The organism is Variovorax sp. Root434, assembly GCF_001426595.1.
Taxonomy (GTDB): Bacteria; Pseudomonadota; Gammaproteobacteria; order Burkholderiales; family Burkholderiaceae_C; genus Variovorax.
Map to the genome: position 1 here is coordinate 58,870 of NZ_LMEK01000022.1, position 13,714 is coordinate 72,583.

A 13,714-nucleotide genomic window follows, 5' to 3' on the forward strand; every position below is an offset into this window, starting at 1 on the left:
AAACTTCAGGCCGCACGCAGCTCGCCGACAGTGGCCGCGGCCTGCGGCCTTCCGTGCTGCGCGATCATCGATGTGAACTCGCGCAGCTGCACATGAAGCTCGGTGAGGTTGCTCTCTTGAGAGGCAAGCTCGACCAGCCGCTCGTCGAGGTTGCCCGCCGCGCTCTGGATGCGCTCGATCGCCTCGATGCGCTTGCTGAAATTGCGGCGGCGCTCCTTGAGCTGCGCATCGATCTGCGCGCTCGCACCCTTGCTCCAGCGCTCGACCTCGGTCATGGCCGCCTCGTTGACGAGCCGCAGCCGGCTGGCCAGCGCGCGCACCAGCTTGTCGCAGAAGTCGGCCTGCGCGAGCTTCAGCAGGTTGCCCACGCCCAGGTAGTGGATGTGGCTGCGCTCGATCTGGCCCAGCTCCTGTTCGAAGCCCGTGAGATCGGGCTCGGCCGGCGCCTGCAGGGTGAAGCCCTGCTCGGCATTGAGCTGGCGGAAGGTGGCGTGCAGCATCGACTGGATCTCCGCCGTGGTCGCCTGCACTTCGCGCAGGTTGTTGCGCAGCGCGTCGAAAGTCTCGGCATACACCTTGCGGACGCTGAACTTGACACCGGGGCGCTTGAGCGCGGCCGACAGCCGAACCATGTCGGCCTTCAGCGCAGTGCGGCCGAGCACGGCATACACCTCGCGCAGCAGCTTGCCCTGCACCGATCGCAGCGCCAGGATGCGCGTGTTGCTGCCTTCGAACTCGGTGTGCTCCTGGTCGATGCGCGCGCGCATGTGGCGGATCACCGAGACGTTCTTGCCGCGCAGCCCCTGCAATTCGAGCGCCTGCTCGGACAGGTCGCGCTGGCGCACCTTCAGGATGCGCTCGGCCTCGGCGCGCAGCGCGGTCATGCCCGCGTCGACCGCCAGCCGCAGCATGGTTTCGCGCTTGCCGAGCACGCCTTCGGCCAGCAGGGATTCGAGCGCCGGCAGGCGGCTGGCCTCCAGCAGCTGGCCGTCGTGCTGGATCTTGGCCTGCAGGCCCTTCTGCGCGGACACCGGCAGCACCTGCGCCAGCGGCACTTCGAGCAGTCGGGCCGCGCCTTCGCGCTGGCGCTCGATCTGCTGCTCGATGTGCGCGGGCTGGCTCAGCGTGTCCCACATCGTGTCGATCTTGTTGAGCACCACGAAGCGCGTGTCGTTGCCTTCGTCCTCGGTGATCAGGTGCTCGCGCCAGATCGAAAGATCGGAGCGCGTCACGCCGGTTTCAGCACCCAGGATGAAGACCACCGCATGGGCCTGCGGAATCAGGCTCACCGTGAGTTCGGGTTCGGCGCCGATCGCATTCAGGCCCGGGGTGTCGAGAATCACCAGCCCCTGCTCCAGCAGCGGATGCGGCATGTTCAGCACAGCGTGGCGCCAGCGCGGGATCTCGACGCGGCCCTGCGCGTCCTGCGCGGGGTTGTCGTCGGGGGTGTCGTCGTCCCAGAAACCCAGCGTGCGCGCTTCGTCCTTGGTGACCCAGCGCACCTCGGCCACCTTGCTCATGGCCTGCGCCAGCTGCTCGGCGTCGCCGACGTCGATGGAGATCTCGGTCCACCGCGTGGGTTTCTCGCGCCAGTGAGCCAACGAATGCGGCTCCAGGCGGGTTTCGATGGGCAGCAAGCGCAGCTTGGGCGCAAGCGCGGCGTCGTAGCCCAGCTCGGTCGGGCACATCGTGGTGCGGCCCGCGCTGGCCGGCATGATGCGCCGCCCGTAACCGGCGAAGAAGATGGCGTTGATCAGCTCCGACTTGCCGCGCGAAAACTCGGCGACGAAGGCGACCATGACCTTGCTGGTGCGGATCTGCGTCTCGAGGCCGCGCAGGCGCTCCGCCACCGCCTGGTCGAGCAGCTCGTTCTCGGTCAGCCAGCGGGACAGCCACTGCAGCCGGTGGGCGAAATTGCTTCGCCACGCACCGTGCTGATCGAGTTGTTGGTTGAAGGAGCGGCTCAAGGGAAATATGTAAGAAACAACTTACAAATATAGCATCGGGAGGTGGCAACAACCGTTTCTAGATTGTTTCTCTCGTCGGATTGTGACGCTTACTTCTGGCACTTGGGGCAGTAATAGGTGGAGCGCTGTCCCTGACGCAGCAGGCGGATCGGCGTTGCGCAAACCCGACAGGGTTCGCCCGCACGGCCATAGACGGTCGCTTCGAGCTGGAAATAGCCATTCTGGCCGTCCACATTGGAGAAATCGCGCAGCGTGCTGCCGCCCTTCTCCACCGCCCGGGCCAGGATCTCGCGCACCGCCGCATGGAGCCGGGCCGCCCGCGGGCGGCTGATGCGCGCGGCCGACAGCGTCGGCCGGATGCCCGCCTGGAACAGCGCCTCCGACGCGTAGATGTTGCCCACGCCCACCACGACGTCGCCCGCCAGCAGCACCTGCTTCACGGCGCTCCTGCGCTTCTTGAGGCCGGCATGGAAGGCATCGAGGTCGAAGGCGTCGCCCAGCGGCTCCATGCCCAGCCCGCCGAGCAGCTTGATGGCCCACGGGGCGGCCTCGTCGTCCACGTAGACCACCGCGCCGAAGCGGCGCGGATCGTTGAGCCGCAGCGTGCCCCGGTCGGTGACCAGGTCGAAATGGTCGTGCGGCCCGGGCGGCGGCAGCGCTGCGTCGAAACGCAGGCTGCCCGACATGCCGAGGTGCAGCAGCAGGATGCCGCGGTCGAGGTCGATCAGCAGGTATTTGCCGCGCCGCCGCACCTCGCGCACCTGCCGCCCGACCAGCGCCTCGGGCAACACCATCAGCGCCCAGCGCAGGGGCTTGCCGATGCGCACCGCGTCGATGCGCGCGCCCGCGATGCGGTCGGCAAAACCACGGCGGGTGACTTCGACTTCGGGTAGTTCAGGCATGGAAAGTAAATCTCCGGCAAACGCCAGCGGCAACGAGGCCCCACGGGGCACTCATTCGGGAGCCTCGATTATTATGGTCGGATGAATCTTTCGCCCCGCCGACACCGCCTTGCGGCGGCCGCGTCCCTCGCCTTGCTGGCCTGTGCGGTTCACGCACAATCCTCCGCCCCTGCAGCTCCCGGCAGCCCCGCGCTGACCATCGAACACTCGGCTCAGCCGAAGCCTGCAGTCAAGCCCAAGGGCACTGCAGCCAAGGCGGCCAGCGAACCCGTACCGCAGCCGTCTGCGCTGACGGCCGACCTGTTCTATGAAATCCTGATGGGCGAGATGAACGCCCGCTCCGGCGACCCCGGCTCCGGCTACGCGCTGGTGCTCGATGCCGCGCGACGGCTGCGCGACGGCAAGCTGTTCCAGCGTGCGGTCGAGATCGCCCTGCAATCGCGCTCCGGCGATGCGGCGCTCGCCGCGGCGCGGGCCTGGCAGGAAGCCCTGCCCACCTCGCGCGACGCACGCCGCATCGAGCTTCAGATCCTGATCGCGATGAACCGCATCGGCGAAACCGTCGAGCCGCTGCGCGCCGAAGTGGCTGCGACCTCGCAAGTCGAACGCCCGCTGCTCATGGCTGTGATCGCACGCAACTACGCGCGCGCCTCGGACAAGAAGCTGGCCGCCTCGGTGGTCGAGCAGGCCCTGGTCGACGAACTGAAGAGTCCGACCGGCGGCGGACTGGCCTGGGCTACCGTCGGCCGTCTGCGCCTCAATGCAGGCGATGCCTCCGGCGCCCTGGAGGCTGCGCGCAAGGGCCAGGAGATCGACCCTGCCTCAGATGCGCCCGCGGCGCTGGCGCTCGAGATGATCGACCCCGGCCAGCCGCTCGCCGAGCCGATCGTCACGCGCTACCTGAGCAGCAACCCGAAGGCCGCGCCCGACCTGCGCATTGCCTATGCGCGCGTGCTGGTCGAGAACCGGCGCTTCAACGACTCCGCCGCGCAGCTCCAGGTGCTGACCACGTCGCGACCGGAACTTGCAGAGCCATGGCTGCTGCTCGGCAGCCTCCAGATGCAGGCCAGGCAGGATGCCGCGGCCGAGACCTCGATCAAGCGCTTCATCGAACTGTCGGCCAACCGCGGCGGCAACAAGGACGCCGACGACGCTGCCGATCGCAAGCGCGGTGTGTCGCAGGCGTACTTTGCGCTGTCGCAACTGGCGGAGCGGCGCAAGGACTTCACGGCGGCCGAGCGCTGGCTCGCGCGCGTCGATGGGGCCGACGAGCTGGTGGCCGCGCAGACGCGCCGCGCGGCCCTGCTGGCCCGCCAGGGCAAGCTGCCCCAGGCGCGTGAAATGATCCGTAGCCTGCCCGAGCGCACGCCCGAGGACAAGAAGCAGAAATTCCTGGCCGAAGTGCAGCTGCTGCGCGACGCGAAGCAGTACCAGGCGGCCTACGACATGCTCGCCCAGGCCTCGGCGAAGTCGCCGGACGACGGCGACCTCGTCTATGACCAGGCCATGGTCGCCGAGAAGCTCAACCGCCTCGACGACATGGAGCGCCTGCTGCGCCGGCTCATCGAGCTCAAGCCCGAGAGCCAGAACGCATACAACGCGCTGGGCTACTCGTTCGCCGATCGCAAGATCCGGCTCGACGAGGCGCGCACGCTGATCCAGAAGGCGGTGCAACTGGCGCCCGAAGATCCGTTCATTGCCGACAGCCTGGGCTGGGTCGAGTTCCGGCTCGGCAACACGACCGAGGCGATCCGCATCCTCGAGGCGGCCTACAAGACGCGACCCGATCCCGAAATCGGTGCTCATTTCGGCGAAGTCCTGTGGAGCACCGGCCAGAAGGACCGCGCGGTCACGGTCTGGAAGGAAGCCCTGCTGAGCGATGCCGAGAACGAGACGCTGCAGGAAACGCTCAAGCGCCTGCGCGTGAAGCCGTAGATGATGCTCGCCCCCAGGCAGGTCGACGGTGGCCGGCGCGCCCTTCTGGCGATGGGTGGCGCGGCCCTGCTCGCGGTGGCGGGCTGCGCCCAGCTTTCGGGCGGCCCTTCAACCCGCACACCCTCGGACAGCTGGAGCGGCCGCATGTCGCTGCGCATCGACAGCGAGCCGGTGCAGACCTTCGCTGCGCTGTTCGAGCTGCGCGGCTCCGCCGAGACCGGCGACCTGACGCTCACGACGCCCATCGGCAGCACACTGGCGCAACTGCATTGGGCGCCGGGCGAGGCCCTGCTGAAAGACGGCAGCAAGACGCGGCGCTTCGACTCCGTCGATGCATTGATCGAGGCCGCCACCGGCGCCGCCATCCCGGTCGGCGCGCTTTTCGGCTGGCTCGCGGGCCGCAACGATCCCGTTCCCGGCTGGAAGCCCGATCTTGCGCAACTCGGCAATGGGCGGCTGCAGGCCGTGCGCGAATCGCCGAGTCCGAGGGCTGACCTGCGCATCGTGTTCGAGCGGTCATGAAGGCGATCCACGACCTTCCCGCGCCGGCCAAGCTCAACCTCTTCCTCCACATCACCGGCCAGCGCGACGACGGCTACCACCTGCTGCAATCGGTCTTCATGCTGATCGACTGGTGCGACACGCTCCACGTCGAGCTGCGGCGCGATGGCCAGCTGAGCCGCGAGGACCTGACGACCGAGTTGCCCGCCGACGACCTGGTCCTGCGCGCCGCCCGCGCGCTGCAAGCGTTCGCCGCGCCCGGCCAGGGCGCGCACATCGGCGTGGCCAAGCACGTGCCGGCGCAGGCCGGCATGGGCGGCGGATCTTCGGATGCTGCCACCTGCCTGCTCGCGCTGAACCGCCTGTGGGGGCTGAACCTGCCCCTGTCGCGGCTGGCCCGCATCGGCCTGAAGCTGGGCGCAGACGTGCCTTTCTTCCTTGGCGGGCACAACGCATGGGTCGAGGGCATCGGTGAGCAGATCCGACCGGTTACACTACCGTCGGCGCGTTTCGCGGTGGTCAAACCACCCGAGGGACTCGATACCCGATTAATTTTTTCGGCTTCCGATCTTCAACGCGCCACACCTGTTGCTATAATCTCGGGCTTTGCTGCAGATAGCGAATTGTCTGAAGCGACAAACCTGGAAAGCTCGGTTCTGAGCGCTTCGGTTTTCGACTTCGGCCACAACGACCTGCAGCCGGTTGCCCAGCGACTTTGCCCCGCCGTCACCGACGCCATCGAATGGCTCGGCGCCCAGGGGTTGAAGGCCCGGATGACCGGCTCCGGAAGTTCGGTGTTCGCGAAGATGCCGCAAGCGCCGCAGGAAGCGGAACTGCTCGAAGCCCCCGAAGGCTGGCAGGTTCGTCAATGCAGCAACCTGGAAGTTCATCCGCTGTGCGGGTGGGCAACCTGAAGATGATCGGACCGTTCATTCGGTTCGATGCGACATATATCGGTTGATGGTGAAAACCATCGACCCGTGTAGGGGAGTCGCCAAGCTGGTTAAGGCACTGGATTTTGATTCCAGCATGCAAAGGTTCGAATCCTTTCTCCCCTGCCAAATCTTCAACGACTGCGGCCCAACGGCCGCAGTCTTCTTTTGCAGCCCACCCGCTGCAATAATCGGCGGCTCACCGGCCGCCATGCATCACAAACCTTTTGGCGGCTTCCTAAGCCAATTCGCACTGCCGGGACGCGCTCATGCAGGCTAATCACCCTGATTTCATGGTTTTCACCGGCAACGCCAATCCGGGCCTTGCTGCAGAAATCGCGCACAACCTCGGCACCACGCTGGGCGCCGCACGCGTCGGTCGCTTCTCCGATGGAGAAGTCACTGTCGAGATCAACCAGAACGTCCGTGCACGCGACGTGTTCGTGGTGCAGTCGACCTGCGCTCCGACCAACGAAAACCTGATGGAACTGCTGATCATGGTCGACGCGCTCAAGCGCGCTTCGGCCGAACGCATCAGCGCCGTGATTCCCTACTTCGGCTATGCCCGCCAGGACCGCCGCCCGCGCTCGAGCCGCGTGCCGATCTCGGCCAAGGTGGTGGCCAACCTGCTGGAAACCGTCGGTGTCGAGCGCGTGCTCACGATGGACCTGCACGCCGACCAGATCCAGGGCTTCTTCGATATCCCGGTCGACAACATCTACGCCTCGCCCGTGCTGCTCGGCGACCTGCGCGCCAAGAACTACGAAGACCTGATCGTGGTCTCGCCCGACGTCGGCGGCGTGGTTCGCGCCCGTGCGCTGGCCAAGCAGCTGAACTGCGACCTCGCCATCATCGACAAGCGCCGCCCGAAGGCCAACGTCAGCGAAGTCATGAACGTGATCGGCGAGATCGACGGCCGCAACTGCGTGATCATGGACGACATGATCGACACGGCCGGCACGCTGGTCAAAGCCGCCGAAGTGCTGAAGGAGCGCGGCGCCAAGAGCGTCTATGCCTACTGCACGCACCCGATCTTCTCGGGCCCGGCCATCGAGCGCATCACGCAGGGCTCGGCCCTCGACGAAGTGGTCGTGACCAACACCATTCCCCTTTCCGACGCCGCCATGGCCTGCGGAAAGATCCGCCAGCTCTCCGTGGCACCGCTGATCGCCGAAACGATCCAGCGCATTGCCAAGGGCGAGTCGGTGATGAGTTTGTTCTCGGATCAGGACAACCTGTTCTGACCGGGGCATGAAGCGGGCCTCCTTTGCGGGAGGCCTTTTTGAACCGGAGTCGCACTGGTCGCGGTGGACTCTCACAGGAGCTAGTTATGAAATTCGTCGCTTTTGAGCGCGCAAAGCAGGGCACGGGTGCGAGCCGCCGTCTCCGCATCTCGGGCAAGACCCCCGGCATCGTCTACGGTGGCGACACCCAGCCGCAACTGATCGAGATCGATCACAACGCGCTGTGGCACGCCCTGAAGAAGGAAGCCTTCCATGCGAGCGTGCTCGAAATGGAAATCGGCGGCGCGGTCAGCAAGGTTCTGCTGCGTGACGTGCAATACCACCCGTTCCGCCAGCTGGTGCAACACATCGACTTCCAACGCGTCGATGCCAAGACCCGCATGACCATGAAGGTGCCGGTGCACTTCAAGGGCGAGGAAGAATCCGAAGCCGTCAAGATCGACCTGAACCTGGTCAACCATGTGACGACCGAACTCGAACTGAACTGCCTGCCGAGCGATCTGCCCGAGTTCATCGAAGTCGACCTGTCGGGCCTGAAGAAGAACGGCACGGTCACGCTGAAGGACATCAAGCTGCCCAAGGGCGTGAAGTGGGTCAGCCACGGCAAGGTCAACCCGGTGCTGGCTTCGGCCGTGTCGCCGGCTGCTGAAGAAGCCGATGTTCCCGCCGAAGGCGCAGTCGCTGCCGACGCAGCTGCCGCACCGGCAGGCAAGGGTGGCAAGGCCGCTCCCGCCGCCAAGACCCCGGCTGCCAAGACCGCCAAGAAGTAATCCACTTCTCGCGTTTGTCTTTGCGAAGGCCCGCTCCGTGCGGGCCTTTTGCTTTTGGCGAATCGGATAATCCACGACCATGATCAAGCTGTTTGTCGGCCTCGGAAACCCGGGCCCAGAGTACGAAGCCACGCGGCACAACGCCGGCTTCTGGTGGATCGACGCCGTCGCACGCGAATGGAAGCTCAACCTCGTGCCCGAGCGCAGCTACCACGGCTTTGCCGCGCGCGCCAACATCGGCGGCCAGAGCATCTGGCTGCTGGAGCCGCAGACCTTCATGAACCTGTCGGGCAAGTCGGTGGCCGCCCTCGCCCGTTTCTTCAAGATCGCGCCCGAGGAAATCCTCGTGGCGCACGATGAGCTCGACGTGGTGCCGGGCCAAGTCAAGCTCAAGTTCGGCGGCAGCCATGCCGGCCACAACGGACTGCGCGACATCCACGCGCAACTGGGCACCGGCGACTACTGGCGGCTGCGGCTGGGCATCGGACACCCTGGCGTGAAGTCGGAGGTCGTCAACTGGGTGCTCAAGAAGCCGCTCAAGGAACAACGTGAAGCGATAGAGGACGCCATCGTCCGCACCCTGCACGCGCTGCCCGCGCTGGTGGCAGGCGAGATGGAAAAGGCGACCCTGGTCATTCACACGAGCAAACCGCCCCGGCCCAAACCGCCGCGGCGGGAGCCCGGCGACGGAGGCACGCCTGCCGCCACCTAGCCGGCCATCGGAGTGCAGGAGGGAGAGAAATAAAAAATGAGCCAGCAGAAGAAAAGAAAGAGAACGACTGCCGGGAGTATCGGGATTGCTATATTTTCAATAGCAACATGCGCTTTCTCCATGAGCGCGTCCGCCCAAAACGCTGCAAAAACCTGGCGGTGCGGCAACACCTATTCCGACCAGCCTTGTGAAGGCGGCACCACGGTGAAGGTGAACGACCACCGAAGCGACCAGGACCGCCGGGCTGCCGACGCCGGCACGCGCAGCGCCCAGACCTACGCCGACCACCTGGAACGCACCCGGCTGTCCCAGGAAAAGGCGGCTAACGACCGCGATCAGCGCGCCGCGCGGGAAGCCAGAAGCGCCGCGCTGGCGGAAAGACGGCTTGCCCTGTCCGAGCAAAGGGAGAGGGATCGCGCACGCAAGGCAGCCAACGATCCGCGCAGGTCCAGCCTGAATTTCAGCGGCGGCCAGAGTTCAAGGGCGGCCGGCGACGCCTCGGAGCGCAAGAAAAAGAAACGGAAATCAGCCGCCTAAGCGCTGCTCGACACGGACGTCACCTTGATCGCCGTGAGACGCTCGTACTTCTGCATCAGCGTCTCGCGGCTTTCCACGTGCTCGGGATTCACGGGAATGCAGGCCACCGGGCAGATCTGCACGCACTGCGGCTCGTCGAAGTGGCCGACGCACTCGGTGCACTTGTGCGGGTCGATCTCGTAGAACTCCGCACCCATGTAGATCGCGTCGTTCGGGCACTCGGGCTCGCAGACATCGCAGTTGATGCATTCGTCGGTGATCATGAGGGCCATCCCCCGATTATCGCGGGGCCGGGCGGACAGGCTGCCGATGAATGACAAAGGCCACATCCGCGGCACACTTGTTGCACGAGTCAGTTATGCTGCGCCCCGCCCCATGAGTCTGTTTCTATTCAAGCGCCTCGCCACGCTGATCGGCACGCTGATCGGCGCCTCGGTCATCGTGTTCCTCGTGCTCGAGATCCTGCCCGGCAACGCCGCACAGATGCTCATGGGCCCCGATGCCTCGCCCGAAGCCGTCGCCGCCCTGGCCACCAAGCTCGGCCTCGACCAGCCCGCGTGGACGCGCTACTGGCACTGGATCGGCGGCCTGCTCACCGGCAACCTCGGCGACAGCTATGCCTACAGCTCGCCCGTGCTCGACCTGATCCTCGAACGCCTCGCGCTCACCGTGCCGCTGGCCATGATGGCGATGGCCCTGACCGTCGTGATCGCGCTGCTGGTGGGCGTGACAGCAGCCGCGCGCCACAACAAGCTCGGCGACGTCGGCCTGATGGGCATGGCGCAGATCGGCATCGCGATCCCGAACTTCTGGTTCGCGATTCTTTTGATCCTCGTGTTCTCGGTGCAGCTGCAGTGGTTCTCCGCTGGCGGCTTCGAGGGCTGGGGCGAAGGCATCTTCGCGGGCATCAAGTCGCTGCTGCTGCCTGCGCTGTCGCTGGCCGTGGTGCAGGCCGCGATCCTGGCGCGCATCACGCGTTCGGCGGTGCTGGAAGTGATGCGGGAAGACTTCGTGCGCACCGCGCGTGCCAAGGGTGTCTCGCAGCGCGCCGTGCTGTGGACCCACGTGCTGCGCAACGCGATGATCCCGGTCATCACGGTGATGGGCATGCAGTTCTCCGAGCTGCTGGCGGGCACCATCGTGGTGGAGAACGTGTTCTACCTGCCGGGCCTGGGCCGGCTGATCTTCCAGGCCATCAGCAACCGCGACCTGATCGTGGTGCGCAACTGCGTGATGCTGCTGGCGGCCATGGTGGTGATCGTGAACTTCGTGGTCGACGTGCTGTACGCNGCCATCAGCAACCGCGACCTGATCGTGGTGCGCAACTGCGTGATGCTGCTGGCGGCCATGGTGGTGATCGTGAACTTCGTGGTCGACGTGCTGTACGCCGTGATCGACCCGCGCATCAAGGCCAGCGACATATGAGTTCCGTCATCACCGCCCCGAGTGCTGCGGCGCTCAAGGTGCCGGGCTTCTGGCGCCGCGCATTGCACCACCGCAGCTTCGTGCTGGGCGGCGCGCTGACGCTGCTCCTGCTGCTCGCCGCCGCCATTTCGCTGATCTGGACACCGTGGTCGCCCTACGACATGGACATGGCCAACAAGCTGAAGCCGCCGACAGGCGCGCACTGGCTGGGCACCGACACCTACGGCCGCGACGTAGCCTCGCTGCTGCTGGTCGGCGCGCGCGCGTCGATCCTTGTCGGCGTAATCGCCGTGGGCATCGGCCTCGTGGTCGGCACGGCGCTGGGCCTGCTGGCCGCCGCCAGGCGCGGCTGGGTCGAGGAAGCCATCATGCGGCTCACCGACTTCTCGCTCGCCTTCCCCGCGATCCTCTCGGCCATCATGATGACGGCGGTGTTCGGCGCGGGCATCGTCAACGCGATCATCGCCATCGGCATCTACAACATCCCCACGTTTGCGCGCATCACGCGCGCCTCGGCCAACGCCATCTGGTCGCGCGAGTACGTGGCCGCCGCGCGGGCCTGCGGCAAGGGCAGTTTCGCGATCACGATGCAGCACGTGCTGCCGAACATCTCGGCCGTGCTGATCGTGCAGATCACGATCCGCTTCGCCATCGCGATCCTCGCCGAAGCCGCCCTGTCCTACCTGGGCCTGGGCACGCAGCCGCCGCAGCCTTCGTGGGGCCGCATGCTCAGCGAGGCGCAGACGATGATGTTCCAGTCGCCGTTGCTCGCGGTGTTCCCCGGCATGGCCATCGCACTTGCGGTGCTCGGCCTGAACCTGCTGGGCGACGGATTGCGCGACCTGCTCGATCCGCGCCTCGCACGCGCAAGATAAGAAGCGCCATGCCCTTGCTCGAAGTCGAAGACCTCCACATCGAACTGCAAACGCAGCGCGGCCCCGCCGAGGCCGTGCGCGGCATCGACTTCACGCTGGAGCGCGGCGAGACGCTGGGCATCGTCGGCGAATCGGGCTGCGGCAAGTCGATCACCGTGATGTCGCTGATGGGCTTGCTGCCCTCGACCGCGAAGGTCACGGGCAGCATCCGTTTCGACGGCACCGAACTCGTCGGCCGCGACGAAAGGGACATGTGCCGGATCCGCGGCAACCGCATCGGCATGATCTTCCAGGAGCCGATGACGGCGCTGAACCCGGTGCACACGATTGCGCGCCAGGTCGGCGAACCGCTGCGGCTGCATCGCGGACTCTCGCAAGCCGACGCGCGCAAGGAAGTGCTCGCGTTGCTCGACCGCGTGGGCATTCCCGACGCGGCCTCGCGCCTCGATGCGTACCCGCACCAGTTCTCCGGCGGCCAGCGCCAGCGCATCGGCATCGCGATGGCGCTCGCCTGTGGACCCGACCTGCTGATTGCCGACGAGCCCACCACTGCACTCGACGTCACCATCCAGAAGCAGATCCTCGAACTCATCCAGGGCCTCGTGGCCGAGCGCGGCATGGCGCTGATCCTGATCTCGCACGACCTCGGCGTGATCGCGCAGACGGTCTCGAAGATGCTCGTGATGTACGGTGGCAGCGTGGTCGAGAGCGGCCCGACCGAGGCCGTGTTCGCGCGCCGTGCGCATCCCTACACGCAAGGCCTGTTCGCCGCGCGGCCCGCCATCGGCGCGCCGCGTGGCCTGCGTCTGGCCACCATCAGGGGCAGCGTGCCCGAGCTGGTCGACCTGCCGCCGGGCTGTCCCTTCGCAGGCCGCTGCAGCTACACCATCGACGCCTGCAAGACCACGCGGCCGCCGGCCACGATGCTGCCGCCAGACCACGCGGTGCGCTGCATCCGGCTCGAAGAAATCGCCGCGCAAGGAGCCATCGCACCATGAGTGCGGCCACCGCTTCACCGCTGCTGCAGGTCACCGACCTCGTGCGCCACTACGCACTGCCGCGCGAAAAGCTCTTCGGCCCGCCGCCGACCGTGAAGGCGCTCAATGGCGTGAGCTTCGAGGTGCGCGCCGGCAAGAGCGTGGGCATCGTCGGCGAATCTGGCTCGGGCAAATCGACCATCGCGCGTCTCGTGATGGCGCTGGACACGCCGACTTCGGGCAGCGTGCGCCTCGAAGGCCGCGACCTGCATGCGCTGTCGAAGGCCGATCTGCGCACCGCGCGGCGCGATTTCCAGATGGTGTTCCAGGACCCCTACGGCTCGCTCGACCCGCGCCAGACCGTCGCGCGCATCGTCGCCGAGCCGCTCGAGGCGCTGGCCGAAACGAGCCGCGCCGTGCAGCGCGAGCGTGCCTCCGAGGCGCTCGCCGCAGTCGGACTGCGCACCACCGACATGGACAAGTACCCGCACGAGTTCTCGGGCGGCCAGCGCCAGCGCATTGCGATCGCGCGCGCACTGATCACGCGCCCCAAGCTCATCGTGGCCGACGAGCCCGTCAGCGCGCTCGACGTGTCCGTGCAGGCCCAGGTGCTCAACCTCATGCAGGACCTGCAGCAGCAGTTCGGCATCAGCTACCTGCTCATCAGCCACGACCTCGCGGTGGTCAACCACCTGTGCGACGAAGTGTGCGTGGTGTGGAAAGGCAAGATCGTCGAGCAGGGTCCGCCCGCCGAACTCTTCCACCACGCGCAGCACGAGTACACGCGCACGCTGCTCGACGCGGTGCCGCGCACGCCCGCGGGCGGCACGCTGCTGGCCGCCTGACATCGAAGCGTCGTCCGCCGCCTCTAGGATGAGTGGGTCATAAGCATCTGGTTGCGCAGACGCACCGGTCTCGCGGATGATGCCTGCCCCCT

14 protein-coding genes, 1 tRNA gene and 1 pseudogene are annotated in these 13,714 nt (G+C 66.6%); 13 read left to right on the plus strand and 3 right to left on the minus strand.

The genetic code is table 11. The annotated features are described in order from the left end of the window. Positions 1 to 5 precede the first annotated feature (5 nt). A complete protein-coding gene (locus ASD05_RS17770) occupies positions 6 to 1,967 on the minus strand; it encodes a dynamin family protein (RefSeq protein WP_056595111.1) in 1,962 nt (653 codons plus the stop codon). A gap of 89 nt (positions 1,968 to 2,056) precedes the next feature. Next, a complete protein-coding gene (gene mutM / locus ASD05_RS17775) occupies positions 2,057 to 2,869 on the minus strand; it encodes a bifunctional DNA-formamidopyrimidine glycosylase/DNA-(apurinic or apyrimidinic site) lyase (protein ID WP_056595113.1) in 813 nt (270 codons plus the stop codon). Between the two features lie 81 nt (positions 2,870 to 2,950). Here mutM and ASD05_RS17780 point away from each other — a divergent pair, with 81 nt between their 5' ends. From ASD05_RS17780 to ASD05_RS17815, 8 genes are all read left to right on the plus strand, one after another. After that, a complete protein-coding gene (locus tag ASD05_RS17780) occupies positions 2,951 to 4,804 on the plus strand; it encodes a tetratricopeptide repeat protein (RefSeq protein WP_056595115.1) in 1,854 nt (617 codons plus the stop codon). Beyond that, on the plus strand, positions 4,805 to 5,326 hold the full coding sequence (locus tag ASD05_RS17785; protein ID WP_056595117.1) for a lipoprotein insertase outer membrane protein LolB: 522 nt from the start codon (positions 4,805 to 4,807) through the stop codon (positions 5,324 to 5,326). Next, a complete protein-coding gene (ispE, locus tag ASD05_RS17790; protein WP_056595119.1) occupies positions 5,323 to 6,219 on the plus strand; it encodes a 4-(cytidine 5'-diphospho)-2-C-methyl-D-erythritol kinase in 897 nt (298 codons plus the stop codon). The genes ASD05_RS17785 and ispE overlap by 4 nt, the downstream gene beginning before the upstream one ends. Before the next feature lie 70 nt (positions 6,220 to 6,289). Then, positions 6,290 to 6,366: transfer RNA gene (locus ASD05_RS17795), tRNA-Gln, on the plus strand. 140 nt (positions 6,367 to 6,506) lie between these two features. Then, a complete protein-coding gene (locus ASD05_RS17800) occupies positions 6,507 to 7,481 on the plus strand; it encodes a ribose-phosphate pyrophosphokinase (RefSeq protein ID WP_056595121.1) in 975 nt (324 codons plus the stop codon). 86 nt (positions 7,482 to 7,567) lie between these two features. Continuing rightward, on the plus strand, positions 7,568 to 8,251 hold the full coding sequence (locus ASD05_RS17805; RefSeq protein ID WP_007834380.1) for a 50S ribosomal protein L25/general stress protein Ctc: 684 nt from the start codon (positions 7,568 to 7,570) through the stop codon (positions 8,249 to 8,251). 79 nt (positions 8,252 to 8,330) lie between these two features. Continuing rightward, a complete protein-coding gene (gene pth, locus ASD05_RS17810) occupies positions 8,331 to 8,963 on the plus strand; it encodes an aminoacyl-tRNA hydrolase (RefSeq protein ID WP_056595124.1) in 633 nt (210 codons plus the stop codon). Between the two features lie 36 nt (positions 8,964 to 8,999). Continuing rightward, positions 9,000 to 9,500: a hypothetical protein gene (locus ASD05_RS17815; RefSeq protein WP_056595126.1), complete on the plus strand. Its 501-nt coding sequence runs from the start codon at positions 9,000 to 9,002 to the stop codon at positions 9,498 to 9,500. Here ASD05_RS17815 and ASD05_RS17820 read toward each other — a convergent pair. Continuing rightward, on the minus strand, positions 9,497 to 9,772 hold the full coding sequence (locus ASD05_RS17820; RefSeq protein ID WP_056595128.1) for a YfhL family 4Fe-4S dicluster ferredoxin: 276 nt from the start codon (positions 9,770 to 9,772) through the stop codon (positions 9,497 to 9,499). The two genes, ASD05_RS17815 and ASD05_RS17820, sit on opposite strands and share 4 nt — an antisense overlap. Positions 9,773 to 9,875: 103 nt before the next feature. Here ASD05_RS17820 and ASD05_RS17825 point away from each other — a divergent pair. The 5 genes and pseudogenes from ASD05_RS17825 to ASD05_RS17840 all read left to right on the plus strand — a co-directional run. Continuing rightward, positions 9,876 to 10,789: ABC transporter permease (locus ASD05_RS17825; protein WP_157610175.1), on the plus strand; the 914-nt coding region annotated here is incomplete at its 3' end. Position 10,790: 1 nt separating this feature from the next. Beyond that, positions 10,791 to 10,925, plus strand: a pseudogene (locus ASD05_RS31065) (ABC transporter permease); the annotation flags it as partial. After that, positions 10,922 to 11,800 carry an ABC transporter permease gene (locus ASD05_RS17830; protein WP_056595131.1) on the plus strand — a complete coding sequence of 293 codons (879 nt, stop codon included), beginning with the start codon at positions 10,922 to 10,924 and terminating at the stop codon, positions 11,798 to 11,800. The pseudogene ASD05_RS31065 and the gene ASD05_RS17830, both read left to right, overlap by 4 nt. A gap of 8 nt (positions 11,801 to 11,808) precedes the next feature. Further along, positions 11,809 to 12,798 carry an ABC transporter ATP-binding protein gene (locus ASD05_RS17835; RefSeq protein ID WP_056595132.1) on the plus strand — a complete coding sequence of 330 codons (990 nt, stop codon included), beginning with the start codon at positions 11,809 to 11,811 and terminating at the stop codon, positions 12,796 to 12,798. Continuing rightward, entirely contained in the window at positions 12,795 to 13,622 is an 828-nt protein-coding gene (locus tag ASD05_RS17840; RefSeq protein WP_056595133.1) for an ATP-binding cassette domain-containing protein, read from the plus strand. Before ASD05_RS17835 ends, ASD05_RS17840 begins: the two co-directional genes overlap by 4 nt. Positions 13,623 to 13,714: the final 92 nt, after the last annotated feature.

Coding starts and splice junctions, on each gene's coding strand:
- ASD05_RS17835 (WP_056595132.1), top strand. CDS start 11,809: ATGCCCTTGCTCGAAGTCGAAGACCTCCACATCGAACTGCAAACGCAG.
- ASD05_RS17780 (WP_056595115.1), top strand. CDS start 2,951: ATGAATCTTTCGCCCCGCCGACACCGCCTTGCGGCGGCCGCGTCCCTC.
- mutM (WP_056595113.1), bottom strand. CDS start 2,869: ATGCCTGAACTACCCGAAGTCGAAGTCACCCGCCGTGGTTTTGCCGAC.
- ispE (WP_056595119.1), top strand. CDS start 5,323: ATGAAGGCGATCCACGACCTTCCCGCGCCGGCCAAGCTCAACCTCTTC.
- ASD05_RS17820 (WP_056595128.1), bottom strand. CDS start 9,772: ATGGCCCTCATGATCACCGACGAATGCATCAACTGCGATGTCTGCGAG.
- ASD05_RS17830 (WP_056595131.1), top strand. CDS start 10,922: ATGAGTTCCGTCATCACCGCCCCGAGTGCTGCGGCGCTCAAGGTGCCG.
- ASD05_RS17805 (WP_007834380.1), top strand. CDS start 7,568: ATGAAATTCGTCGCTTTTGAGCGCGCAAAGCAGGGCACGGGTGCGAGC.
- ASD05_RS17800 (WP_056595121.1), top strand. CDS start 6,507: ATGCAGGCTAATCACCCTGATTTCATGGTTTTCACCGGCAACGCCAAT.
- ASD05_RS17840 (WP_056595133.1), top strand. CDS start 12,795: ATGAGTGCGGCCACCGCTTCACCGCTGCTGCAGGTCACCGACCTCGTG.
- pth (WP_056595124.1), top strand. CDS start 8,331: ATGATCAAGCTGTTTGTCGGCCTCGGAAACCCGGGCCCAGAGTACGAA.
- ASD05_RS17815 (WP_056595126.1), top strand. CDS start 9,000: ATGAGCCAGCAGAAGAAAAGAAAGAGAACGACTGCCGGGAGTATCGGG.
- ASD05_RS17785 (WP_056595117.1), top strand. CDS start 4,805: ATGATGCTCGCCCCCAGGCAGGTCGACGGTGGCCGGCGCGCCCTTCTG.